Origin of the sequence: Rhodococcus maanshanensis NBRC 100610 (genome assembly GCF_001894865.1) — a bacterium.
GTDB lineage: Bacteria > Actinomycetota > Actinomycetes > Mycobacteriales > Mycobacteriaceae > Rhodococcus_G > Rhodococcus_G maanshanensis.
The window spans coordinates 171,588-198,161 of record NZ_BCXA01000005.1; the positions used below are offsets into that span (position 1 = coordinate 171,588).

General features: G+C 70.9%; 1 protein-coding gene. It reads right to left on the reverse strand.

What is annotated here, in order from left to right; genetic code table 11:
- Nucleotides 1–48: 48 nt before the first annotated feature.
- A complete protein-coding gene (locus RM1_RS03585) occupies nt 49–26,460 on the reverse strand; it encodes a non-ribosomal peptide synthetase (protein WP_169922281.1) in 26,412 nt (8,803 codons plus the stop codon).
- Nucleotides 26,461–26,574 lie beyond the last annotated feature (114 nt).

Here is a 26,574-nt window from a genome sequence, read left to right on the forward strand (position 1 = left end):
CGGCCCGCGTCACACCTGACGGAAGTGGTGTGACGCGGGACACACGGACTACTCGACGGGGCCCGACATCAGTTCCCGCAGGACCGGGCCGATCTCCGCGAGCGCCTCGGGCGAGAGCATGGCCCAGTGCGTGGTGTGCACCGACCTGTGCCGAACCGAACCGGACACCGCACCCGCCCAGGAGCGCGCCGCGACGGAGTCGTCCTCTCGGCCGTGCGCCGCGGTGAACAACACCATGTCCCCGTCGACGGTCGGCGGCACATACCGGTGCATCAACTCGATCGAGTTCGTCGCCGACGCCACCATCTGCCGCAGCCAGTCCTCCGACACCGCCGACAACGGCCCACCCGTCGACTCCCGCAACAACGCCAGCACCTCATCGATCGACGCCGACTCAGGATCCAGCTCTGCCGCACCCGCGATGCCGAAGCCACCGAGGATCTCCTCCGCGGTCACCGCCTGCTCACCGAGCTGATCGGCGGCGTCGCCGGCGAAGCTGTCGAGCATCACCAGCCGTTCCACCTGCTGACCGTCGGCCTGCAACCGCACCGCCATCGCGTGTGCGATCACGCCGCCGAGCGACCAGCCGACCAGCCGGTACGGTCCCTCCGGTTGGACCGACCGGATCTCCGTCACGTACCGCTCCGCGATCCCCTCGATCGAGCCCGGCAGCGCTGTGTCCCCGGACGCGGCAGGCGACTGCAGGCCATAGATCGGAATCCGCGGGTCGAGCACCGACGACAACGCCGAGTACGCCCACGAGAGCCCGAGCACGGGGTGCACCACGAACACCGGCGGCCGGTCCCCGGCGGTGCGGATCGGCAGCAGCACGTCGAACATGCCCGCCTCACCGGCCGCACCATCGGCGTCACCCTCGATCGCCGCGGCGATGCCTGCCGCCGTCGGATCCATGAACACCGCCCGCAGCGGCACCGTGACCCCGAGCTCTTCGGCGAGCCGCGCCATCACCCGGGTCGCGGTCAGCGAGTTGCCGCCCAGGTCGAAGAAGGACGCGTCCACCGACACCCGCTCCAGGCCGAGCACCTCCGCGAGCACCCCCGCGACGGTGGCCTCGGTGGCAGAGCTAGGTGCCCGGTACTCGCCCGCGTCGGAGAACTCCGGCACCGGCAGCAGCTTGCGGTCGAGCTTGCCGCTGGCGTTCAGCGGGAACTCGTCGAGCACGACCACGGCGTTCGGCACCATGTAGGCGGGCAGCGCGCCGCCGACGAAGCGCTTGAGCTCCTCGCCGTCGACCTCTCGACCGTCCTCGGGAACCACATACGAGACCAGCTGGTCACCCGTGCGCTCGTCCTGTACGACCAGCACCGCGGTCTGCAGCACCGAGGTGTGTCCGAGCACGGCCGACTCGATCTCCTCGAGCTCGATGCGCTGACCACGCAGCTTCACCTGGAAATCGGTACGCCCGATGTACTCGAGCACCCCATCCCCGCGGCGCCGAACCAGGTCACCGGTCCGGTACATCCGCTCACCCGAACCGCCGAACGGGTTCGCCACGAAGCGATCCGAGGAGATCCCCGGCCGCGTCAGATACCCGCGCGCCAGCTGCGGACCCGCCAGATACAGCTCACCCGCCACCCCGGCCGGAGTCGGCCGCAAACCGGCGTCGAGCACGTGCACCTGGACGTTCCACTGCGGCAAACCGATCGGCGTCGTGACCGTGTCCTCCGCACGCGCCTCCCAGTTCGTCACCGACACCGCCGCCTCCGTCGGCCCGTACATGTTGTGCAGGCCCGCGTCGGTCAGCTCACGCCACCGCGCCGCCGTCTCCGGCGGCAACGCCTCACCGATCACAAACGCCCGCCGCAGGGTCCGCAACGACGGCGCGTCGGCCACCGCGACGAACACACCCAGCGGCGACGGCACGAACGTCGCCGTGGTGACACCGTGCTCGGCGATGACCTCCGCGAGGTACGACGGGTCCTTGTGACCGTCCGGCTTGGCGATCACCAGGCGGGCACCATTCTGCAAGCCCCAGAAGAACTCCCACACCGAGACGTCGAACGTCATCGCGATCTGCTGCAGCACCACGTCGTCGGTGCCCAGTCCGTACTCGGACTGCTTCCACACCAACTGGTTCACGATCGCCCGATGCGTGACGACCACGCCCTTCGGCTTACCGGTCGAACCCGACGTGAACATCACGTACGCCGAGTTGTCCAGATGCAGCGGGGCCCGACGGTCCGCATCGGTCACCGGGGCGTCGTCGTATCCCGAGGTGTCGAGCAGGTCGATCTCGACGACCTCGAAACGCGGATCGACATCGATCCGGTCACGCCGTGTGCTCAGCACACACACCGGGTCGGCCGTCTCCAGCACATAGTTCGTGCGCTCCGCCGGATGATCTGGATCGATCGGCACATACGCGCCGCCCGCCTTCACGATCGCGTACATCCCGACCATCAGATCCAACGAACGCCGGATCCCCAGGCCCACCATCGATTCCGGGCCGACACCCATCTCGATCAGGTGACGGGCCAACCGGTTCGCCCGCGCATCGAACTCCGCGTAGGTGAGCTCCTCACCCTCGAACACCAGCGCCACCGCATCCGGCGTCCGTACCACCTGGGCATCGAAGAGATCGGCCAACGTCGCCGCCGGGATCTCGTGATCGGTCGCGTTGAGCTCGTCGAGCCGGGCCAACTCGGCACCGGAGAGGACCTCCAGCTGGGCGACCGTGCTCTCCGGAGCGTCCACGAGGCGCGCGAGCACGCGATCGATACGGTCGATCACCGACTGCATCTGCTCCCGCCCGAACACATCCGGCAGGTACTTGGCCTGGATCTCCAGCCCCTCGCCCTGCTCGATGTACAGCGAGAGCGGGAAGGTGTTCGCGTCCACGCCCTCGACCCCGAGCAACCGCATGCCGTCGATATCGCCGTCGCCGCCGGCCGAGGTCGCGTCCACCGGGTAGGACTCGAACACCGTGATCGTGTCGAACACGGCACCGCCGCCCGCCCGCTGCTGGATCTCCGGCAGGCCCACGTGATGATGCTCGAGCAGCTCGGACTGCTCCAGCTGCACCCGCGACAGCAGCTCGCGCAGCGTCTCGCCGCGGTCGAGCCGCACCCGGACTGGCAGCGTGTTGATGAACATGCCGACCATCGACTCGACACCCGGCAGCGCGGCCGGGCGACCCGAGACAGTCGCACCGAACACGACGTCGTCACGGCCGACCAGGCGCGAGAGCACCAGGCCCCACGCCGCCTGCACCACCGTGTTGAGGGTGACGCCGAGGTCCCGTGACAGGGACTCGAGCGCGCCGGTGCGCCGGCCGTCCAGGTCGAGCGTCAGCACCTCGGGCATCGACGACTGCTCGCGACCCCGGTCCTCCGGTGCCAGCAGCGTCGGGTCCTCGGTGCCTGCCAGCGACCGCGTCCAGGCATCGAGGGAGGCTTCCGCATCCTGTGCCCCGAGCCACGCCAGGAACTCCCGGTAGGAGCGTGCGGGCGGGAACGCCGAGGCGTCGCCGCGGGTTGCGTACAGCGCCACCAGGTCCCGGAAGATCAGCGGCATCGACCACCCGTCCACCAGCAGGTGGTGAGTGGTGAGCACCAGCTCGTACCGGTCGGCGGCGGTGTGCACCAACGACAGCCGCACCAGCGGGGGTGCCGCCAGATCGAACCGCGCATTGCGGTCATCCGCGCGGACCTGTCGCAGCCGCTCGGCGGCCTCGGCCTCCGGCAGCCCGGCCACGTCGATCGACCGGAAGGCGACCTCGGCGCGGCCAACGACGACCTGCAGCGGGTTGCCGTCCTCGTCGTGGACGAACCCGGCCCGAAGGTTCGGGTGCCGGTCCACCAGCGCCTGCGCGGCGGCCCGCATCCGGTCCGCGTCGACGATGCCGCCGAGGTTGACGACCACCTGCGAGGTGTAGACGTCGAGCGAGGTCGAGCTCTCCGCCAGGGTGGCGTGGAAGACCATGCCCTGCTGCAGCGGGGTCAGGGACCACACGTCCTCGAGTGACGGGTAGCGGCGCTCGAGCCGGTCGATCTCGGCCTGGCCGATCCGCACCAACGGCAGGTCCGACGGGGTGAACACCTGCCGGCGCTGCCCCTCGGCCGGCACCGCCCATGCGACCACGGCCTGTGCCGCACGCGCCCACAGCTGCGCGAACTCGTCCACCTCGTCCCGCGTAAGCAGACCCTGCGGGAAGGCGAATCGGGCCGTCAGCCGGTCACCGCTGACCTCGGCGTTGATGTCGATCGCCGCGGCGGCAGGCAGGTCCGGATCGGGAGCCGCCGAGACCGACAGCTCGCCGGCCGGGGCAGGCAGCCAGCCGACCGGGGTCCCCACAGCCTGGTCCTCGCCGCCACCCATGCGGCCCAGGTAGTTGAAGCCGATCTGCGGCAACGGGTGCCCGGCCAGCGCCGGGGCCGTGCGCGGGTTCAGGTACCGCAGCAGTCCGTAGCCGATGCCCTTGTCCGGCACCGCCCGCAGCTGCTCCTTGACCGACTTGAGCGCGTCACCGACGGCCGCGCCGCCGGCCAGTGCCGCCGCCGCGTCGATGCCGTCGAGGTCGAGCCGCACGGGGTACATGCTGGTGAACCAGCCGACGGTGCGCGACAGGTCGGCACCCGGGACCACGTCCTCCTCACGGCCGTGACCCTCGAGCTTGATCAGCGCCGAGCTGCCCGCCACTCCGCGCCGCTCGCGCCACGCCACGACGGCGAGGGCCAGCACGGTCAGCAGGCCGTCGTCGACCCCGCCCCGTACCGCCGCGGGCACGGCGGTGAGCAGGGCGTCGGTGGTCTCGGGGGTGAGCTCGACACTCACCTCCGCGACGTCGGCGAACAGGTCACGGCTCGGGTCGAGGGGCCGCTCGGTCAGGAGCGGATCCTCGGCCTCGACCACCGCGGTCCAGTGGTCCAGCTCGGCCTCGCGGGCCGGGCGGACGGCCTCCTCGGCGAGGGCGTGCGCCCATCGCCGCATGGAGGTCGCGACCGGGGCAGGCTCGGGCGCGTCACCGGCCGCGATCGCCTGCCAGGCGGTGAACAGGTCGCCGACCAGCAACCGCCAGGACACCCCGTCGACCACCAGGTGGTGCACGACGAGCAGCAGGCGGCCGACCGCGTCGGTGCCGGGGGCCGGGTCGAACCAGACATACCGCGCGACGTCGCCCGTGGTCAGGTTCAGCTCGGCGGCCGCGGATTCCAGCGCCGGCCCGGCCAACGCATCGAACCCGGCGGTGCCGGGCAGCGCGTCCGGACCGAACTCCACCCGGCTGAGCAGTCCGTCGACGTCGACCTCCTCGGCGACCCGCAGGATCGGCTCGCCCTCGACCGGCGGGATCGCCGCACGCAGCATGTCGTGCCGCTGCACGACCGCGGAAAGGGTGGCCACGAGCCCGGCCCGGTCGATACCTGCGGGCAGGGCCAGGTAGGCGGGCATGAGCAGCCGGTCGTGGCCGCCCTGGCGTTCGGTCATCCACCGCATGATCGGGGTCAGCGGCATGTCGCCGACGCCGCCTCCCGGCAGCTCGGCGAGGGTCTCCGCGGCAGTGTCGGCGATCGGGGCGACGACCTGCGCCAGCGCCGCGACCGTCCGGTGCTCGAACACATCACGGGTGCGCAGCCGCAGTCCGGCCGCCTTGGCGCGGGCCACCAGCTGGATGGAGACGATCGAGTCGCCGCCCAGCTCGAAGAACGAATCGGTGACACCGACGCGCTCGACGCCGAGCACCTCCGCGAACAGCTCGGCGAGCACCCGCTCGGTCTCCGTCGCGGGCGCCACGTGATCCTCGACGGCCGACCCGAAGTCCGGGTCGGGCAGCGCCCTGCGGTCGACCTTGCCGTTGACTGTCAACGGGATCGCGTCCAAGACCACCACCGCGGCCGGGACCATGTGGGTGGGCAGGCTCTGGCCGACGTGCGCGGTCAGCTCGCCGGCATCGACGCTCCGACCGGGGGCCGGCACCACATACGCGACGAGCAGCGTCGCCCCGGACGGACCGGTGCGGCCCAGGGTCACAGCCGTGTCGACTGCGGGGTGCGCGGACAGCACACCGTCGATCTCGCCGAGCTCGATGCGGAAGCCGCGGATCTTCAGCTGGAAGTCGCTGCGCCCGACGTACTCGATCTCGAGTCCGCCGGCATTGCCGGAGTCGGGACCGTGCCCGTCGACCCAACGGACCACGTCGCCGGTGCGGTACATCCGCGAGCCGGCCGGTCCAAAGGGGTTGGCCACGAAGCGATCCGCAGTCAGATCGAACCGGTTGTGGTAGCCGCGGGCCAGGGCCGGTCCGGCGAAGTAGAGCTCGCCGGACACGCCAACGGGTACCGGCCGGAGCATGGAGTCGAGGACCAGGGCATCGGCACCCCGGATCGGGCCGCCGATGGTGATCCGCTCCCCTGGAACGGTGGGCGGGCTCATGGTGATGACCATCGACGTCTCGGTCGGGCCGTAGACGTCGAACAGGTTGCGGCCCGGCGCCCACTTGGCGATCAGCTCGGCGGACACCGCCTCGCCGCCGACCGCGACATTGGTGAACTCGTCCAGACCGGTCGGGTCGACGGTGCCCAGCGCCGCGGTGGTCACGAAGCCGTGCGTCACCCGGTGCCGCCGCAGCTGGTCGGCCAGCTCCTGTCCACCGACGATGCCGGTCGGCACGATCACCATGGTCGCCCCCGCCCCGACCGCGAGCAGCAGCTCGAGCACCGCACCGTCGAAGCTCGGCGAGGCGAAGTGCAGGGTCCGCGAGGAGGCCGTGATCGAGTAGTGCTCGCGCTGCTGGCGCGCGAAGTCCGCCAGGCCGGTGTGCGTGACGAGCACGCCCTTCGGCTTGCCGGTCGACCCGGAGGTGTACACCATGTACGCCCCGTGTCCGGTGTGCAGCGGTGCACGCCGGTCGGCATCGGTGACCGGCGTGGACGGGTACCGGCCGAGCTCGGCCTCGAAGGCCGGGTCGTCGAGCAGCAGCCAGTCCACCCCGCCGGGCAGGGCGTCGACGTGCGCCCGGTCGGTGATCCCGACCAGCGCGCCGGAGTCGGTGACCATGTGCTCGATGCGATCGGCCGGGTACTTGATGTCGAGCGGCACGAAGGTCGCGCCGGTCTTCGCGATCGCCCACACGACCACCTGCGCGGCGATCGACCGCGGCAGCGCGTACGCGACGAAGGTCTCCGGGCCGGCCCCGCGGTCGATCAGCAACCGCGCCAGCGCGTTCGACCGGTCGTCGAGCTCACCGTAGGTCATCTCGCTGCCGTCGCCACCGTGCACGAGGGCCACCCGGCTCCGGTCGGCGGCCGCGGCGGTCAGCAGCTCGGGCAGGGTCGTCTGCGCGACCGACGGGAGGCCGGCCACCGGGGCCAGCACGGCCCGCTCCTCGGCTGAGGTCACCGCCAGCGCGGCCACCCGCGCCGACGGCTCGGCCACCATCTGGTCGAGCACGCGGACGAACCGGTCGGCGAGCGCGGCGATCTGCCGCGCGTCGACCAGCTCGGTCACGTGCATGAACTTCAGGTGCAGCGTCTCGCCGAGGCTGACCGTCAACGCCACCGGGTAGTGCGCGGCGTCGACACCGGAGACGCCTGCGACCCGCATGCCTGCGATGTCGGTCTCCGACGTCGCGCCCGCCATGTCGACCGGGTACGACTCGAACACCACCAGGGTGTCGAACATCGCGGCATCGCCTGCCTGCCGCTGGATGTCGGCCAGGCCAACGAAGTGGTGGTCGAGCAAGTCGGCCTGCTCGCGCTGGATGCGGCCGAGCAGCCCTGCCACGGTCTCGGCCGGCCGCAGCGTCGCGCGTACCGGCAGCGTGTTGATGAACAGGCCGATCATCGACTCGACACCGTCGATCTCGGGCGGCCTGCCCGAGACGGTGGCGCCGAAGACGACGTCGTCGCGGCCGGTGAGCCCGGCGAGCACGATCGACCAGGCCACCTGGACGAGGGTGTTCGGGGTGACCCCGAGCTCCCGCGCCAGCGCGGTCGCGCTGGTGGTCGACTCGACGGACAGGTCCAGCTCGTGGTGGCCGGTCGTCGAGGTCTGGGTGCGGCCCCGATCCCCGGAGACGAGCAGGGTCGAGCCCTCCACACCGGCGAGCGTGTCCGCCCACACCCGGCGCGAGGACGGCAGGTCCCGGTCGCCGAGCCAGGCCAGGTAGTCCCGGTAGGTCCTGGCCGACGGCAGTGCACGGGCGTCCCCGTCGGTCAGGTACAGGAACAGCAGTTCCTTGATGATCAGCGGGGTGGACCAGCCGTCGGTGACCATGTGGTGGGTCATCACGATCAGCTCGTACCGCTGCGGCGCCAGGCGCAGCAGCAGGAACCGCATCAGCGGCGGCGCCGACAGGTCGAACGGACGCTCCCGGTCCTCGGCGGCCAGCCGGGCCCGCTCCGCGTCCTGCCCCACCGGGTCGAACTGCGACAGGTCGAGCACCTGGAACGGCAGCTCGGCGCGGTCGAGCAGCACCTGTACCGCCACACCGCTGTCATCGGTGACGAATGCCGTGCGGAAGGTCTCGTGCCGGTCGATCAGGGCCTGGCCGGCCCGGCGCATCCGCTCGGCGTCGACGTCGCCTGCCAGCCCCATCACCATCTGCGCGGTGTACACGTCGACCGCGACACCCTCGGCGAGGCTGGCGTGGAAGTACATGCCGTACTGCAGCGGCGACAGCGACCAGATGTCGCGCAGCGCCGGGAAACGCTGCCGGTATCCGTCGATCTGGCGCTGGGTGAGCGACACCAGTGGAAGGTCCGACGGCGTCTGCCCCTCCGCGCCGGGCGCGTCGACGGCCCTGGCCACGGCGTCGAGCGCCGCCACCCACAGCCGCGCGAGCTCGTCGACCTCGGCCTCCGACAGCACCCCGGTCGGGAAAGCCCAAGCGGCGGTGAGCCGTTCGCGGCCATCGACGTGCTGGACGACCGCGTTGATGTCGAGGGCGGTCACCGGCATCCGCGGGTCGAGTGCGGAGCCGAGCTCGACGTCGTCACCCGCAGGGACCCAGCCGAACGAACGCATCTCGTCGGTGATCTCGACGGATCCGGCCCGGCCCAGGTAGTTGAAGCCGATCTGCGGGGCGTTACCGCCCGCGAGGGCCACGGATCCCTCCGCGTCGAGGTGACGCAGGAGTCCGTAGCCGATGCCCTTGTCGGGAACCTGGCGCAGCTGTTCCTTGACCGACTTGACCAGCTCGACCGTCGACGCACCGCCGTCGAAGGCGGCCACGATGTCGATCTCGGCCACGTCGAGGCGGACGGGGAACAGGGAGGTGAACCAGCCGACCGTGCGGGACAGGTCCGCGCCCGGCACGGTCTCCTCCTCGCGGCCGTGGCCCTCGAGCCCGACCAGGGCGGCCGGGGCCTGCACGCCGCGATCGGCGCGCCACCGCGCCACCGCCAGCGCCAGCGCGGCCAGCAGCCCGTCGTTGACGGAGCCGCGGAAGGTCTCCGGTACCGAGGTGAGCATGGCCTCGGTGGTCTCGGCGGACGCCTCGACGCGGACGGTCCTGCTGGTCTCGACGACGTCGATCTCGGGGTCGACGGCCCGGGAACCGAGCACCGGGTCGTCGCCGCCCTGCACCTCGCGCCAGTGCGCGAGCTCCCCGCGCCGACCGGCCGCGGCCTCGACGAGGCCGTGCGCCCAGCGGCGCAGCGAGGTACCCGTTGGGGCGAGCTCCGGCTGCGCGCCGGAGTGGATCTGACCCCATGCGGACGCGAAGTCCGGCAACAGGATCCGCCAGGACACGCCGTCCACCGCCAGGTGGTGCACGACCATGAGCAGGCGCCCGTTCGCCGCCTGGTCCGCCGGGGCGAACCACACGAACTGGGCGACGACGCCTGCGACCGGGTCGAGCCGGTCGGCGGCGGCCTCGAACTCGGCCCGGATCGAGGACGCGTATGCCTCGTCGCCGGGGGCCGTGTCCAGGTCGATCCGCCTGATCACCTCGGCGGCCGCGAGGCCGCCGGGTTCCGCCACGGTTCCGCCGGAACCGTCCGCGTGCCAACGCATCCGCAGCGCGTCGTGGCGGTCGAGGACGGCCTGCACGGTCGCCTCGAGGACATCGGCGGTGATGCCTGCGGGCAGGGTCACCATGTTGGACTGCGAGAACCGGCGCAGCAATCCGCCACGCTCGGCGAACTCGGCCATGATCGGCGTCGCAGGGAACTCCCCGACACCGCCGCCTGGCAGCTCGTCGAGCACCCGGGTGCGGGCGCTGTCGTCCTCGGCCACGGTCGCCAGGGCGGCGACGGTGCGATGCTCGAAGACCTGCCGTGCGGTCAGCCACAGCCCGGCCGCCTTGGCCCTCGTGACCAGCTGGATGGACATGATGCTGTCACCGCCGAGCGCGAAGAACGACTCCTCCACGCTCACCCGATCCACACCGAGTACCTCCGCGAACACCGCGGCGAGGGCCTCCTCGCTCGGGGTCCGCGGCGCCACATACGCATGCTCGTCGCCACCGAAGTCCGGTGCCGGCAACGCCTTACGATCCAACTTGCCGTTCCCGGTCACCGGCATCTGCTCGAGGACCACGATCGCATCCGGAACCATGTAACCGGGCAGGGCTGCCGCCAGCACGGACTGCAGAGCGGACGTCTCGACACCGGATCCGACCACATAGGCGACGAGCCGCTTGCCGCGTTCGGTGTCCGCGGCCACCACGACCGCCTGCTCGACCGACGGCTGCTCCAGCAGTGCCGATTCGATCTCGCCGAGCTCGATCCGCTGGCCGCGGAGTTTGACCTGGAAGTCCGTGCGGCCCAAATACTCCAGCTGTCCAGTGCTCGACCACCTGGCGACGTCACCGGTGCGGTACATGACCGCACCCGGCTCCGCGGCGAACGGGTTCGCGACGAACCGCTCCGCCGTCAGAGCAGGCCGATCGTGATAGCCGCGAGCCACCTGACCGCCCGACAGATACAGCTCACCCCTGACCCCGGGGGCGACCGGGTGCAGACGCTCGTCGAGGACGTAGGCCTGCGAGTTCCACACCGGGATGCCGATCGGCATCGTGGTCGTCTCCGAGCCGTCCGCCCAGTAGTGCACCGACGTCAACGTCGTCTCGGCCGGACCATAGGCGTTGTTGATCCGCACGTCCGACGCCCGCATCGTGCGCGTCGCCAGCTCCGGGCTCAACGCCTCGCCAGCCAGCTGGAGCGCCCGCACCGACGGCGGGAAGGCCAGCTCCGGACCCGACAGGAACGCCGCGAGCATGGACGGCACGAAGCCGAGCACCGTGGCGCCATGGCGGCGGGACAGCTCGATCAGGTACTCCGCGTCACGGTGTCCCTCGGGCTTGGCGATCACCAGGTGTCCGCCGACGACGAACGGGACGAACAGCTCCCACACCGACGGATCGAACACCGTCGGCGTCTTCTGGATCACCACATCGTCCGCGGTCATCTCGTACTCGCCGATGAACCAGCTGAGCTGGTTGACGATCGCCGCATGGCTGACCGACACGCCCTTGGGCACACCGGTCGAACCCGACGTGAAGATCACGTAGGCCGGGTTGGCCCGGTGCAGCGGGCGCACCCGCTCGGCATCGGTGATCGGCGTGGCCGCCAGGTGCGCCACGTCGACCCTGTCGATCTCGACGACCTGCACATCGGCAGGCAGTGCCGTCTGGTCCCGCGGGGTGGTCAGCACACAGACCGGGCGTGAGAGGGAGAGCACCCGCTCGATCCGGTCCGCGGGCTGGTCCGGATCGAGCGGCACATACGCACCACCGGCCTTCATCACCGCGTACATCCCGACCAGCATCTCCATCGAGCGCCGCGCCGCCAGGACCACCCGGTCCTCCGGCCCCACACCCAACGAGATCAGATGACGCGCAAGACGATTCACCCGCGCATCGAACTCCGCGTACGTCAACGTCAAATCCTCGAACGTCATCGCCGGCGCATCGGGGTTGCGCAACACGGAGCGGTCCAGCAACTCCACCAGCGTGGTCTGCTCCACCGGCACCCGCGTCCGGTTGAACTCCACCAACATCCGCTCACGCTCACCCGCGTCGAGCAGATCCAGATCACCCACGACCACACCCGGATCAGCGACGACCGCCTCGAGGATCCGGACGTACCGCCGGGCCATCCGCTCGACCGTGACACGGTCGAACAGCGCGGTCGCGTACACGAAGGTGCCCCGCAGCTCGGCCGCGTCGTCTGCCTCGCCGTGCCGGCTGAAGGCCAGCTCCAGGTCGTTCTTCGCCTGCCCGAGGTCGGCCGGCATCGCGGCGACCGTGAGCCCGGGCAGCTCGAAGACCGGACTGTCCATGTTCTCGAACCCGAACGAGACCTGCACCAGCGGCGCGTGCGCCGTGGACCGCGGCGGATCGAGGATCTCCACCAACCGCTCGAACGGCAGATCCGCATGCGAGAACGCCCGCAAGTCTCCCTCGCGAACCGACTCCAACACCGACTCGAAGGAAGCACCCGAATCGACCCGCGTCCTCAGCACCAACGTGTTGACGAACATGCCCACGATCGGGTCGAGGGCCTCCTCACCGCGACCGGCCACCGCTGTGCCCACGGCGATGTCACCGGTACCGGACAGGTGCGCCAACAGCACCGCATAGGCGGCCTGCATCACCATGAACGGGGTCGCGCCGCTCGCGCGGGCGAGCCGGTCCACCTGCAGCGCCAGTTCCGCGGGCACCGCGAACTCATGGCGTTCGCCTGCGAGCGACTGCACGGCCGGGCGCGGCCGGTCCGTCGGCAGCTCGAGCAGATCGGGCAACCCGTCCAGCGTTTCGCGCCAGTGGGCCACCTGGTTCGAGATCACCGAGTCGGGATCGGTCTCGGCGCCGAGGGCCTCCCGCTGCCACAGCGCGAAGTCCGCATACTGCACCGCGAGCGGCTCCCACTGCGGCGCCTGACCCTGCGAACGGGCGACATAGGCGAGCATGACATCGCGGGCCAGCGGCGCCATCGACGCGCCGTCGGCGCTGATGTGATGGACCACGACCATCAGGATGTGGTCGCGCGCGGTCGGCGCGTCGGGGCCCTCCACCTCGAACAGCATTGCGCGCACCGGCAGTTCGGCGCTGACGTCGAAGCCGCGGCGGGCGAACTCGATCGCCCGCGGCATCAGATCCGATTCCGCGGTCCGGATGAGCTCGAGGCCGATCGCGGAGTCCTCCACCGACCGGATGACCTGATGGGGAGCGTCGCCGTCCGAAGGGAACACCGTGCGCAGCGACTCATGACGAGCGAGCACGTCCCCGAGGGCGCGGTGCAGCGCATCGACATCGAGGTCGCCGGTCAGCCGGACCCCGAGCGGGATGTTGTACGCGGCCGAGGCGGTGTCGAATTGGTTGAGGAACCAGATCCGCTTCTGCGCCATCGACAGCGGCACCCGATCGGGGCGCGGCCCGGCCACCAGCGCGGGCCTGTCGCCGTCGCGGCCGGCGGCCGACGCCGCGGCCACCGCGAGCGCCGCAACGGTGGGCGCGTCGAACAGCTCACGCACACCCAACCGGACTCCGAGCGCCGCGTTCACCCGGGCGATCACCCGGGTCGCGACCAGCGAGTTGCCACCGGCGTCGAAGAAGTCCTCCCCCACCGACACCCGGTCCACACCGAGCACGTCCGCGAAGACCCCCGCGACGACCTCCTCGATCGGATTGCGCGGGGCCACGAACTCACCGGACTGCTCGAACACCGGCTCCGGCAGACCCTTACGGTCGAGCTTGCCGTTGGACGTCAGCGGGATCGCGCCCAACCGGACGTAGGTGCCCGGCACCATGTGAACGGGCAGCCGCTCGGACGCGAATGCGGTCAGCACGGTGGGATCCAGGTCGTGGCCGGCCGCGGGCAGCACATAGGCGACCAGCACGGTGGTGCCGGTCGGCAGCACGTGCGGCACGGTGGCCACGAACTCGACGCTCTCGTGCGCACCGAGCACACTGTCGATCTCGCCGAGCTCGACGCGCAGGCCGCGGACCTTCACCTGGAAGTCGCTGCGGCCGACGTACTCCAGCTCGGCGGTGACATCCCCCGTCGCTTCGCTCGCCCGCGTGACCCAGCGCACCACGTCACCGGTGCGGTACATCCGGCTGCCCGCGGGGCCGTACGGGTTCGCCACGAACCGATCCGCGGTGATCGCGAACCGGTCGTGGTAGCCACGGGCCAGGTCGGGTCCGGCGAGATAGAGCTCGCCGAGCACCCCGCGCGGCACGGGCCGCAACCGTGAGTCGAGCACGAATGCGGACACGCCGCCCATCGGCGCACCGATGGTCACCGGCTCCCCCGCCACCAGCGGAGCCGTGGCGGTGACGATGACGGTGGCCTCGGTGGGGCCGTAGGCATTGCGGAAGGTGCGCCCCGGCGACCAGCGCGCGGCCAGCTCGGGGGTACACACGTCACCGCCGACGATCACCGTACGCAACGAGTCCAGCCCGGCCGGATCGACCGTGGCGAGCGCGTTCGGGGTGATCACCATGCCGGTGACGCCCTGCCTGCCGATCAGTTCGGCGAGCTCCTCGCCGCCGAACACATCGGCCGGGGCGACCACAAGGGTCGCGCCAACGCCGAACGCGGCGATCAGCTCGCCGACGGAGGCGTCGAAGTTCGGCGCACACACGTGCAACTGGCGCGAGTCGCGGGTCGTCTCGTACAGCCGGATGATGTCGGTCGCGAGAGTGGACAGGCCGCGATGCGGCACCAGCACGCCCTTCGGCTTACCGGTCGAACCCGACGTGTAGATGACGTACGCGATCTGGTCGACGTGTACCGCGCCGAGCAGGTCGCTCTCGGTCATCGCGCCGCAGGGACGCGCGGCCACCGCGCTGACGGTCTCGGGATCATCGAGCACCACGGCCGCAACGGATGCCGGCAGCCGGTCGAGATGCTCGCCGATCGTGAGCACCGCAATCGGATCGGCGTCGCCGAACATCTCCGCGATCCGCTCCACCGGATAGCGCGGGTCCACCGGCATGTAGGCGGCGCCGGTCTTGGCGATCGCCCAGATCGCGAGCACCGATTCCAGCGATCGGCGCAGCGCGAACGCGACGACGGTGTCGGGCGCCGCGCCGCGAGCGATCAGCTCGCGGGCAAGCCGGTTGGCACGCTCGTCGAGCTCGCGGTACGACCACTCGATGTCGCCGAAGACCAGTGCGATGTCATCGGGGTGCAGCCTCACACTCAGGGTCAGCAGCTCGGCCAGGGTGACGGGGCCCGCCTCCACTGGTGCCGAGGCGGTCAGCTCGCCGCGTTCGGCCGCCGAGAGGACCCCGATATCGCCGACGGGCTTGGTCGGCTCGGCCACCACCGCCTCGAGTATCCGGACCAGACGCTCGGCGAACGAGCGGGCGGTGTCGGGATCGAACAGGTCGGTGGCGTAGTCGAGCACCGCCGTGATCCCGGCGGCAGCGCCGTCGGTGTCGGGGTTCTCGCCGAGGCTGAGCTGCAGATCGAACTTCGCGACGGTGAGGGGTGCCGCGAGCTCGCCCACCTCGAGATCGGGCAGCTCGAGCGTTGCCCGCTCGGTGTTCGCCATCGACAGCGCCACCTGGAAGAGCGGCTGGTGTGCGGTGGACCGGGGCACCTCGAGCGCCTCGACGAGCCGTTCGAACGGGATGTCGGCGTGACCGAAGGCGTCCACGTCGTCCGACCGGACATCGGCGAGCAGATCGGCGAACGTCTGATCGGGATCGATCCGGGTGCGCAGCACCAGGGTGTTGACGAACATGCCGACGAGGTCGTCGAGTGCCCGCTCGCCGCGACCGGCGATGGGGCTGCCGATGGCGATGTCCTGCTGGCCGCTGAGCCGCTCGAGCAGCACCGCGAACGCCGCGTGCACCACCATGAAGAGGCTGGCGTCGTGTGTGCGGGCCAGCTCGCGCAGGCCGCGGTGCAGCTCGGCCCCGACGGTGAACTCGACGGACTCGCCACGGTAGGACGGCGACGCGGGCCGGACCCGGTCGGTGGGCAGTTCGAGCAGTTCGGGAAGGCCGGCAAGACGGTCGCGCCAGAACCCGATCTGCTTGGCGAGCACCGAGTCCGGGTCGGACTCGTCACCGAGCACCTCGCGTTGCCAGAGGCTGAAGTCGGCGTACTGCACCTCGAGCGGCGCCCACTGCGGCGCGGTGCCCGCGGCGCGCGCGACGTAGGCGGTGACGAGGTCGCGCGCGAGCGGCGCCACCGAGGAGCCGTCGGACGAGATGTGATGCGTCGAGATCAGCAGCACGTGCTCGACCGCCCCGATCTCGAAGATCCGGACCCGCCACGGGATCTCCGCGGTGACGTCGAAGCCACGCGAGGCGAAGGCGAGCATCTGCTCGGCCAGGTCCGCCTCTGTGGCCGCGACGACGTCTACCTCGATGTCGACCCCGTCGGCATCCACGATCACCTGGTGGGGACCGTCCACGCTGTCCGGGAACACCGTGCGCAACGACTCGTGCCGACCCAGCACGTCGGCGAGCGCGGCGCGCATCGCGTCGAGGTCGACCCGGCCGGACAGCCGGATGGCCATCGGCACGTTGTAGACCGCCGACGCGGTGTCGAACTGGTTGAGGAACCACATGCGCTGCTGCGCCAGCGAGAGCGGGATCCGGCCGGTCCGCGGCCGAGGCGCCAGCGCCGGGCGGTCCGCACCGGATGCGCCCGCCGCGTTCACCCGGGCGGCAAGCTCGGCGACCGTGGGCGCCTCGTACAGGTCCCGCAGCCGCAACGTGGCCCCGGTGGCCGCATTGACCCGCGCGACGGCCCTTGTGGCGACCAGCGAGTCGCCGCCGAGCGTGAAGAAGCTGTCCGTGGCCGAGACCCGGTCCAGCCCGAGCAGCTCGCCGTAGACGGCGGCGATGGCCTCCTCGGTCGCGCCGACCGGGTCGACGTGGTCCGCCTCGGAGCCGCCGAACTCGGGGTCCGGCAAGGCCTTGCGGTCCAGCTTTCCGCTTGGCGTCAACGGGATCTCGTCGAGCACCACGACCGCCGACGGGACCATGTAGTCGGGCAGCGCGCGCCCGGCCACCTCGACCACCGCCTCGGCGAGGCCCTCGGATCCGCCCGCCGGCACCACGTAGGCGACCAACCGGTCGATCCCGGTGACGGTGGTCTTCACCACCACCGCGACCCGGCCCACCCGCGGGTCGGCGAGCAGCGCCGCCTCGATCTCGCCGAGTTCGACCCGCAGGCCTCGGATCTTGACCTGGAAGTCGGTGCGGCCGACGTACTCGAGCTCGCCGTCCGTGTTCCACCACACGACGTCCCCGGACTGGTACATCCGCTCGCCGCCACCGCGGAACGGGTTCGCCACGAACCGGGACGCGGTGAGCGCGAAGCGGTTTCCGTAGCCGCGGGCCAAGCCGACACCACCGATGTACAGCTCGCCGGGTACACCGGGGGGCACAAGGCGCAGGTGCTGATCGAGCACATACAGCTCGTAGTTCGGCAGCGCCGTTCCGATCGGGACCCGGCCGTCCGGGTAGCCGGTGGTCACCGACCGCAACCGGTGATCGGTGACCATGTCGGTGGCCTCGGTCGGCCCGTAGTTGTTGTGCAACCGGGTGCCCGCGGCCTCGAGGTGTGCGAGCCGGGCCAGGTTGAAGGACTCGCCGCCCAGGTGCAGCGACCGCAGCCGCGGCAGCACCCGCTGATCGGTGTCCGCGTCGAGCAGCGCGCCGAAGGCGCTCGGCGCCATGTTCGCGTTGACCACCGAGCCGCCGCCGATGATCTCCAGGATCTCGACCGGGTCGAAGGGGTCCGCGGCCAGGTACTGCACGCCACCGTCGGACAACGCCACCCACACGTTCTTCTGCGTCTGGTCGAACACCGGCGAATTCGCCACCAGCGCACCGTCACCCGGCGCGAGCCGGATCTCACCGCGATACCACTCTGCGGTGTTGAGGACGCCGGCCATCGGCACCAGGGTCGGCTTCGGCCGACCGGTGGAACCCGAGGTGGTGATCACGTAGGCCAGGCGATCGCCCGCCCCCGGCTCGAGCCAGCGGTTCGGCGGGGCGGACTCCGAGCGATCGGACAGCCGCGCCCGGGTGGTCGGGTCGTCGAGCCGCACCACCGGCCCGGTGTACCCGATCTCGTCGGTCCACGCCCGCGCGGTCACCACGGCCGCCACATCGCAGTCCTCGAGGATGGCCGCGATCCGGTCCGACGGCGCCTTCGTGTCGACCGGCAGGTAGGCCGAGCCGACCTTCCACGCGGCCAGCATGCCGACCACCCAGTCCACCGACCGCGGCAGCACCAGTGCCACCACGTCGTCGATCCCGACGCCAAGCGCGATCAGTTCGTGTGCAAGCAGGTTCGCGCGCCGATCCAGTTCGCCACGGCTGATCGTCACGCCGCCCTCGACAACCGCCGGGGCGCCCGGATCCTGTGCCACGCGCGCGTCGATCCGCTCGAGCAGCGTCTCGGACGTGCGGGCCAGCTCGGTGCGGTTGTCCGAGTCGAGCAGCGCCCGCTCCGCGTCCGAGACCAGCGGCACCTGCGCAAGAGCGGCATCGGGTGCCGTCACCATCCGGTCGAGCAGATCCAGCAGGCGGTTCAGGTGCGCTGTCGCCGTGGCCTCGTCGAAGGCCTCGTGCTGGAACTCGACTGCGACGTGCAGCCGGTCCGCGCTGGTTGCCGCGATCACCGAGAGCGGGAAGTGGCTGGCGGCGGTGGAGTCCACGCCCAGCAGCCGCGACCCGGCGATGTCGACGTCGCCGCCGACCCCTGAGGTGTCGAGCGGATAGGACTCGAAGATCACCGCGGTGTCGAACTGCGCCGCATCACCGGCCACCTTGTGGATGTCGGTGAGCCCCATGTAGTGGTGGTCGAGCAGGTCCGCCTGCTCTGCCTGTACGCGGGTGAGCAGCCCGCGCACGCTCTCGGCCGGGTCGAGCCGCACCGCCACCGGGATGGTGTTGATGAACAGACCCGCCATCTCCTCGACCCCGGCCAGCGCGGCCGGTCGGCCGGAGACGGTGGCGCCGAACACGACAGTGCCGCGGCCGCTGAGCATTCCCAGCACGAGGGCCCAGGCACTCTGCACGAGGGTGTTGAGCGTGACGCCCAGCTCGCCTGCGAGCGCCTGTGCCCGCGCGGTCTGCTCGGCGGAGAGGGCGAGCTCGATCTTGCCGGGCGCGGCGGCGTGTGCGGCCCCCGCCACCTCGGGGGCCAGCAGGGTGGGCCCGTCGATACCGGCCAGTGCCTCGCCCCAGATCCGCAACGACTCGTCCCGGTCCTGCCGGAACAGCCAGTCGAGGTAATCGCGGTAAGACCGCGGCCGCGGCAACACGGCGTCGTCGCCGCCGAGGGCGTACAGGGTGAGCAGCTCGCGGATCACCAGCGGCGTCGACCAGCCGTCGAGGATCACGTGGTGGTTGGTCACCAGCAGCTGCCAGCTCTCGTCACCTGCCCGCAGCACGGTCAGGCGCAGCAGCGGTGGCGCCGCCATGTCGAAGCCCGCGGCCTGATCCGCGTCGAGGATGCGGCGCCGTTCGGCGTCGCGGGCGGATTCGTCCAGCGCACCCACCTCGTGCACCGTCACGGGGACACGACTCGGCGCGGTCACCACCTGCAGCGAGCCCGACGCCTCGTCGACGACGAAGCCGGCCCGCAGGTTCGGGTACCGCACCAGCAGCCGATCCGCCGCCCGGCCGAGCCGATCCGCGTCGAAGGTCCCGGCGAAGTTCAGCGAGAACTGCGCGGTGTAGACGTCAAGGACGCCGGGCACGCCCTCGGCGAGCAACGCGTGGAAGAGCAGCCCGTGCTGGAGCGGGGACAGCGACCAGATGTCCTCGAGGCCCGGGTAGCGCCGCTCGAACCCGTCGATCTGGGCCTGGGTGAGCTCGACCAGCGGGACGTCGGACGGGGTGAGCCCGCCCGATTCCTCGGAGCGGGCGTGCCGCGCGATCGCGGTCAGCGCCTCCCGCCACAGTTCCGCCAGTTCCGAGACCTCTCCCCTGGTCAGCACACCTCGCGGATAGCTCAGCGTCATCGACAGCCCACCGCCGGCGAGCACCGATGCGTTGACATCGAGCGCGGACGCGGCCGCCATCGCGGGATCGGTTGCACCGCCAAGGGATCCGCCGTCGGTGACGGGGATCCAGCCGAGCGAACGGATCTCGTCCGACATCTCGTCGGTTCCGAATCGACCGAGGTAGTTGAAGGTGATCTGCGGCTCCGCGGCGGAACCCAGCTCCGCGGCGGTCGTCGGGTTGAGGTACCGCAGCAGGCCGTAGCCGATGCCGTTGTCCGGCACCGCGAGCAGCTGCTCCTTGACGGCCTTGACCGCGGCGCCTGCGCCCGGTCCGGCCGCGAAGGCATCGTCGAGGTCGATTCCGGCCAGGTCGAGACGAACCGGGTACACGCTGGTGAACCAGCCGACCGTGCGCGAGAGGTCCGCGCCCGGGATCACCTGCTCCTCACGCCCGTGGCCCTCGAGGGTGATCCCCGCGCTGGTGCCCTCCTGGCCGCGAGCGCGGCGCCACCGCGCAACGGCGAGCGCGAGCGCGGCCAGCAGTCCGTCCTGTGCGCCGCCACGGAACTTGGCGGGCACGGCGGTCAGCAGCGCCTCGGTGGTGTCGGTGGGCAGTTCCGCCGTGATCGACTCGACCGTGTCCATGGTGTCGACTGCCCGATCCAGCGGCCGGGCACCCAGCGGCGCCTCGGATTCCGCGGTCACCGCGCGCCAGTGCCCGAGCTCGGCGATCCGCCGGTCGGTGAGCGCCTCGTCGGCCAGCGCGTGGGCCCAGCGGCGAGCCGAGGTCGCGGCCGGCTCCGCCGTCGGTTCGACACCCGCCACCAACTGTCCCCAGGCGGCGGCGAACGCGGGCACCAGCAGGCGCCAGGACACGCCGTCCACCACGAGGTGGTGCAGCACCACGAGGATGCGCCCGTTGACCTCCCCGGCTCCTGGCGCCGGGTCGAACCAGACGACCTGGACCATCACCCCGGCGACGGGGTCGAGACGGTCCGCTGCCGCGTCGAGGGCCGTCGCCGCAAGCCGCTCGAATCCGGCTGTGCCGGGAAGGCTCTCGCCGTCGAACTCGACCCGGGTGATCAGTGGATCTGCCACCACGGCGCCTGCCGCGCCGGTGCGCAGCAGGTCGGCACCCGGCACCAGCTCGGCTCGCAGCATGTCGTGCTGGTCGAGAATCGCCTGGACCGTGCCTGCGAGGGTGGCGCGATCGATCCCCTTGGGCGCCGTGAGCAGCACGGCCTGCGAGAACCGGGCGGCCGCGCCGCGCTCGTGCGCCCATCGGGCCACCGGCAGCAGCGGCATCTCACCGACGCCACCGCCCGGCAGCTCCTCGAGCACCACAGTTCCGGCGCCGTCGGCGGCCATCGTGGCCACCTCGGCGAGGCCGGCGACGGTCTTGCGCTCGAACACGTCCCGTGCCTTGATCACGACGCCGGCGGCCTTCGCGCGCGCCACCAGCTGGATCGAGACGATGCTGTCGCCGCCCAGCGCGAAGAACGAGTCGACCACGGACACCCTGGCAACGTTGAGCACCTCGGCGAACAGGCCGGCGAGCAGCTCCTCCATCGGGTTCGCCGGCGCCACATACGATTCCGCCGACGAACCGAAGTCCGGTTCCGGCAGCGCCTTCCGATCGAGCTTGCCGCCCACCGTCATCGGGATCTCATCGAGCACAACGATCGCCGACGGGACCATGTGCGCGGGCAGCGACCGTCCCACGAACTCCTTGAGGGCGTCCGCATCCACGTCGCCGGCGCCCATCACGTAGGACACCAACACCGTTGCGCCCGAGGGCCCGGTGCGACCGATGGTCATCGCGAAGTCGAGCGAACCGTGTGCCGACAGCGCCGCATCGATCTCGCCGAGCTCGATACGGAAGCCGCGAACCTTCACCTGGAAGTCACTGCGTCCCACGTACTCGATCACCAGGTCGGACAGATCGCCGGCAGCCGACCGGTCGACCCACCGCACCACGTCACCGGTGCGGTACATCCGCTTCCCCGCCGGACCAAACGGATCGGCGACGAACCGGTCAGCCGTGAGCGCCGCGCGGGTGTGGTAGCCGCGAGCGACCTGTGTGCCGGCGATGTAGAGCTCGCCGGCGACACCGACGGGAACCGGCCGCAACCGCGCGTCGAGCACCAGGGCGTTCACGCCCCGGATCGGGCCGCCGATGGTGATCGCATCGCCGGGGGCGATCGGATCTCCGGAGGCGACCATGACGGTCGCCTCGGTGGGCCCGTAGGCGTTGTAGAGCCGTACCCGGGAAGCCCAGCGCGCAACCAGGTCCGCGGTCATCGCCTCGCCGCCGAGCACCAGCACCCGCAGCGGATCCAGCCCCGTGACGGGCAGAGCGGCGGCCGCGGACGGCGTCATGAAGGCATGGGTCACCCCCGCGCCGACGATGATCTCGGCGAGCTCGATGCCGCCGTACACGGTTGACGGAACGATCACCAGGGTGGCGCCCGCGCCCACCGCCATCAGCAGCTCGAGGATCGAGGCATCAAAGCTCGGGGACGACGAGTGCAGCACGCGGTCCCCAGGGCTCACCCCGTAGCGGGCGCGTTCCTCCACCGCGAAGTTCGCCAGGCCGGCATGCGGGACCACCACACCCTTGGGCATCCCTGTCGAGCCGGAGGTGTAGATCACGTACGCGGCCTGAGCCACATCGACCGGGGCGACGCGGTCCGCGTCGGTGACCGTCACAGTGGACTGCCGGTCCCAGTCGGCGACGAAGCCGGGGTCGTCGAGGACCAGCCAGGTGGCGGCAGGCAGCCCTGCCACGCTGTCGGCGACGGTCAGACCCAGGACCGCGCCCGAATCCTTCACCATGTGTTCGAGCCGGTCGATCGGGTACGCGGGATCCATCGGCACGAAGGCGGCGCCGGACTTGGCCACCGCCCACAACGCGATCTGGGACTCGATCGAGCGCGAGAGAGCCAGCGCGACAAACGACTCCGGTCCCACACCTCGGCCGATCAGAACTCGGGCCAATGCGTTGGAGCGGTCGTCGAGGTCGCCGTAGGTCAGCGCGACGTCGCCGAACATCAGGGCGATCGCGTCACGGTCGGCGGCCGCCGCGGCCAGCAGGTCCGGCAGCGCGATGGGCTCCTCGCCCGCCGGGCCTGCGACCGGGGCGAGCGCGGCCCGCTCCGTGGCGCTGACGATCTCCAGGTCGCCGACCGGCGCGGTCGGGTCCGCGGTGAGCGCATCCAGCAGCCGGACGAAACGCTCGGACATGGTCCGGACGGTCTCGGCGTCGAACAGGTCGGTGGCGAAGACGAACTCGCCGGTCATCCCCGGGCCGTCTGGCTTCTCTCCTAGCACGAGCTGGAGATCGAACTTGGCGAACGCGACGCCGCTGTCGACCGGGCTCACCGTCAATCCGGGCAGCTCCACCACCGCGGGCTCGTTGTTCTCGAGCGACATCACGACCTGGAAGATCGGCGAATGCGCGGTCGAGCGCTCCGGCGCCAGGATCTCCACCAGTCGCTCGAACGGCACGTCCGCGTGCACGAGGGCACCGAGGTCCGATTCTCGTGTGTCGGTGAGCAACTCGGCGAACGATCCTGCCGGGTTCACGACGGTCCGCAGCGCGAGCGTGTTGACGAACATGCCGACCAGGTCGTCGAGCGCGGCCTCACCGCGACCGGCCACCGGCGTGCCGACCACGATGTCGTCGGTGCCGGACAGCTTGGACAACAGGACGGCGAATGCCGCGTGCGTTGCGGTGAACAGGGTGGCCTCGTGCTGCTGTGCCAGCGCGCGCAACCGCTCGTGCAGGTCGGCGTCGATCTCGAACCCGAACCGGTCGCCGCGCATCGACTGCACCGCCGGCCGCGGCCGATCCGTCGGCAGGGTCAGCAGGTCCGGGATGCCGTCGAGCTCGTTCACCCAGTAGCCGACCTGACGGGCCAGCAGCGAGTCGGAATCGCCCTCCTCGCCGAGCAGCTCGCGCTGCCAGATCGCGAAGTCCGCGTACTGCACCTCGAGCGGCGCACGATCGGGACCGACACCCTGAGCGAAGGCGGCGTACGCGGCCACGACATCGCGCGCCAGCGGCGCCATCGACGCGCCATCCGCCGCGATGTGGTGAACCAGGAACAGCAACACGTGCTCGGTCGCGCTGATCTCGAAAAGCGTGGGACGAACCGGGATCTCGACAGTGACGTCGAATCCCTGCGACGCGAGTCCACCGAGGCGGGACACGAGCTCGGCCTCGTCCCGCACCGGGATGGGCACCAGGTCGAGGTCGAGGCCGTCCGCAGGCAGCACCACCTGGCGCGGGCCGTGCCCGTCGTCCGGGAACACCGTGCGAAGCGACTCGTGCCGATCGAGGACACTCGTCACCGCCGCCGCAAGGGCCTGGGCGTCCAGCGCACCGGTCAACCGGATACCGAGCGGCAGGTTGTATGCGGGCGAGGCGGTGTCGAACTGGTTGATGAACCACATCCGGGACTGAGCCAGCGACAACGGGAGCCGCTCAGGGCGCACGGCAGCGACCAGCTCGGGTCGGGCCCGCCCTGTGCCTGCACTGCCGGCCGCCAGCTCCGCGAGACCGGCCACGCTCGGCGCGTCGAACACCTCGCGCAGGCTCACGTCCGAGCCGAGCGCCGCGTTCACCCGCGCGACCACCCGCGCGGCGGACAGGGAGTTGCCACCGAGGTCGAAGAACGAGTCGTCGGCGCCAACCCGCTCGGCCCCGAGAATCTCCGCGAACACCTCCGCGACCGCGACCTCCGCTGGCGTCGACGGCTCCCGGTACTCGGCGCGATGGGTGTCCAGCGACGGATCCGGCAGTGCCCGTCGATCGAGCTTGCCGTGTGCGGTAACCGGCAGCTCGTCGAGTACCACCATCGCTTCCGGGATCATGTACTCCGGCAACGACAGTCGAAGCGACTCGCGGACCTCCTCGACATCGGGTGCGACACCGGCGGTTCCCACCAGGTACGCGATGAGGTGTTGTTCGGCGTCTGCGCCGTCCCAGACGAGCGCCACCGCCTGGGACACCGCGGAATGCGCCAGCAGGGCGGTCTCGATCTCACCGAGCTCGATCCTCAGACCGCGGAGCTTGACCTGGAAGTCGTTGCGGCCGATGTACTCCAGCTCGCCGTTGTTGGCCCGGCGCACCAGGTCACCGGTGCGATACATCCGTTCGCCGGACGGCTCGAACGGGTTCGCGACGAACCGCTCGGCGGTCAGTTCCGCCCGTCCGACGTACCCGCGCGCGAGCTGAACGCCCGCGAGGTACAGCTCTCCCGCCACCCCGTTCGGGACCTGGTGCAGTCGTTGATCGAGGACATGGAGCCCGGTGTTCCACACCGCGGCACCGATGGGAACCGTGACGGTGTCGGCCTCCGTCACCTCGTGATAGGTCACATCCACGGCGGCCTCGGTTGGGCCGTAGAGGTTGTGCAGCCGCGCCAGCGGCAGAACCTCCCTCAGTGCCTCGGCGGTCTGGGGAGGGAGCGCCTCCCCGGAGGCGAAGATCTGCCGCAACGACACACACGTGTGCACCGTGGGCTCCGCGGCGAACACCGCCAACATCGACGGCACGAAGTGCGCGGTCGTGACGGACTCGGCGAGTACGACCCGCGATAGGTAGAGGGGGTCTCGGTGGCCGTCGGGCTTCGCGATCACCATGCGCGCACCGGTCTGCAACGGCCAGAACAACTCCCACACCGACACGTCGAACGTGGCCGGAGTCTTCTGCAGCACCACGTCGTCCGGACCGAGCCGGTACTCGGCCTGCATCCACAGCAGTCGATTCACGATCGCGGAATGGGCGATCCCGACGCCCTTGGGCTTCCCGGTGGACCCCGATGTGAAGATCACGTACGCGATGCCCGAGGGGTCGATCCGCCGGCCCCGGTCCTCGTCGGTGACGGGGGTTCCCGGGAGACCCGAGAGGTCGAGGGTGTCGATGTCGAGGACGAGACCCTCCGCCGTGAACCCGTCGCGTGAGGTGGTGAGGACGCAGACCGGGGCGGCGACATCGAGGATGTGGTTGATCCGGTCGGCGGGCTGGTCCGGATCGACGGGCACGTATCCACCACCCGCCTTGATGACCGCGTACATGCCGATGAGTAGGTCGAAGGACCGGCGCATGGCGAGCGCGACAAGGGATTCGGCTCCGACGCCCTCGGCGATGAGTCGACGTGCGAGCCGGTTCGCCCGCGCGTCGAACTCCGCGTACGTCAGTGACTCGCCGTCGAACGTCAGCGCGACCGAGTCAGGCGTGCGGGACACCTGTTCGTCGAAGAGCGAGACCAGGGTCGGCGCACTCGCATCCGGTCCGCCTGGCGCCAACTCGGCCGCGTCGCTGCGGATCCGGTCGAGCACCGCGCCGATCCCGCCCTCGGCGGCCACGATCGTCGGCACGAGGCCGGTGAGCACCACCGACACGATCCCGTCGGCGTCCATTCCCCGGTCGGCCAGCGGGCCGGCCAGCAGCTGCATCCGCTCGTCCAGCTCCCGATAGGTCGCCGACATACCGTCCACGGACACGACGACCGTGTCCGGTCGGTCCGACGCGAGAGCGGAGATCGATCGAGTCAGTTCCGCAGCAGACAACAGGTCCTCCGAAAGCAGTAACACTGATCACAAAAACGGCGGCGGGCCGCCCGCGGCGCGAACGCCGCGGCAGCGGCACGCCGCCCTGAGAAGATACGCTAGGCCGACCTATGG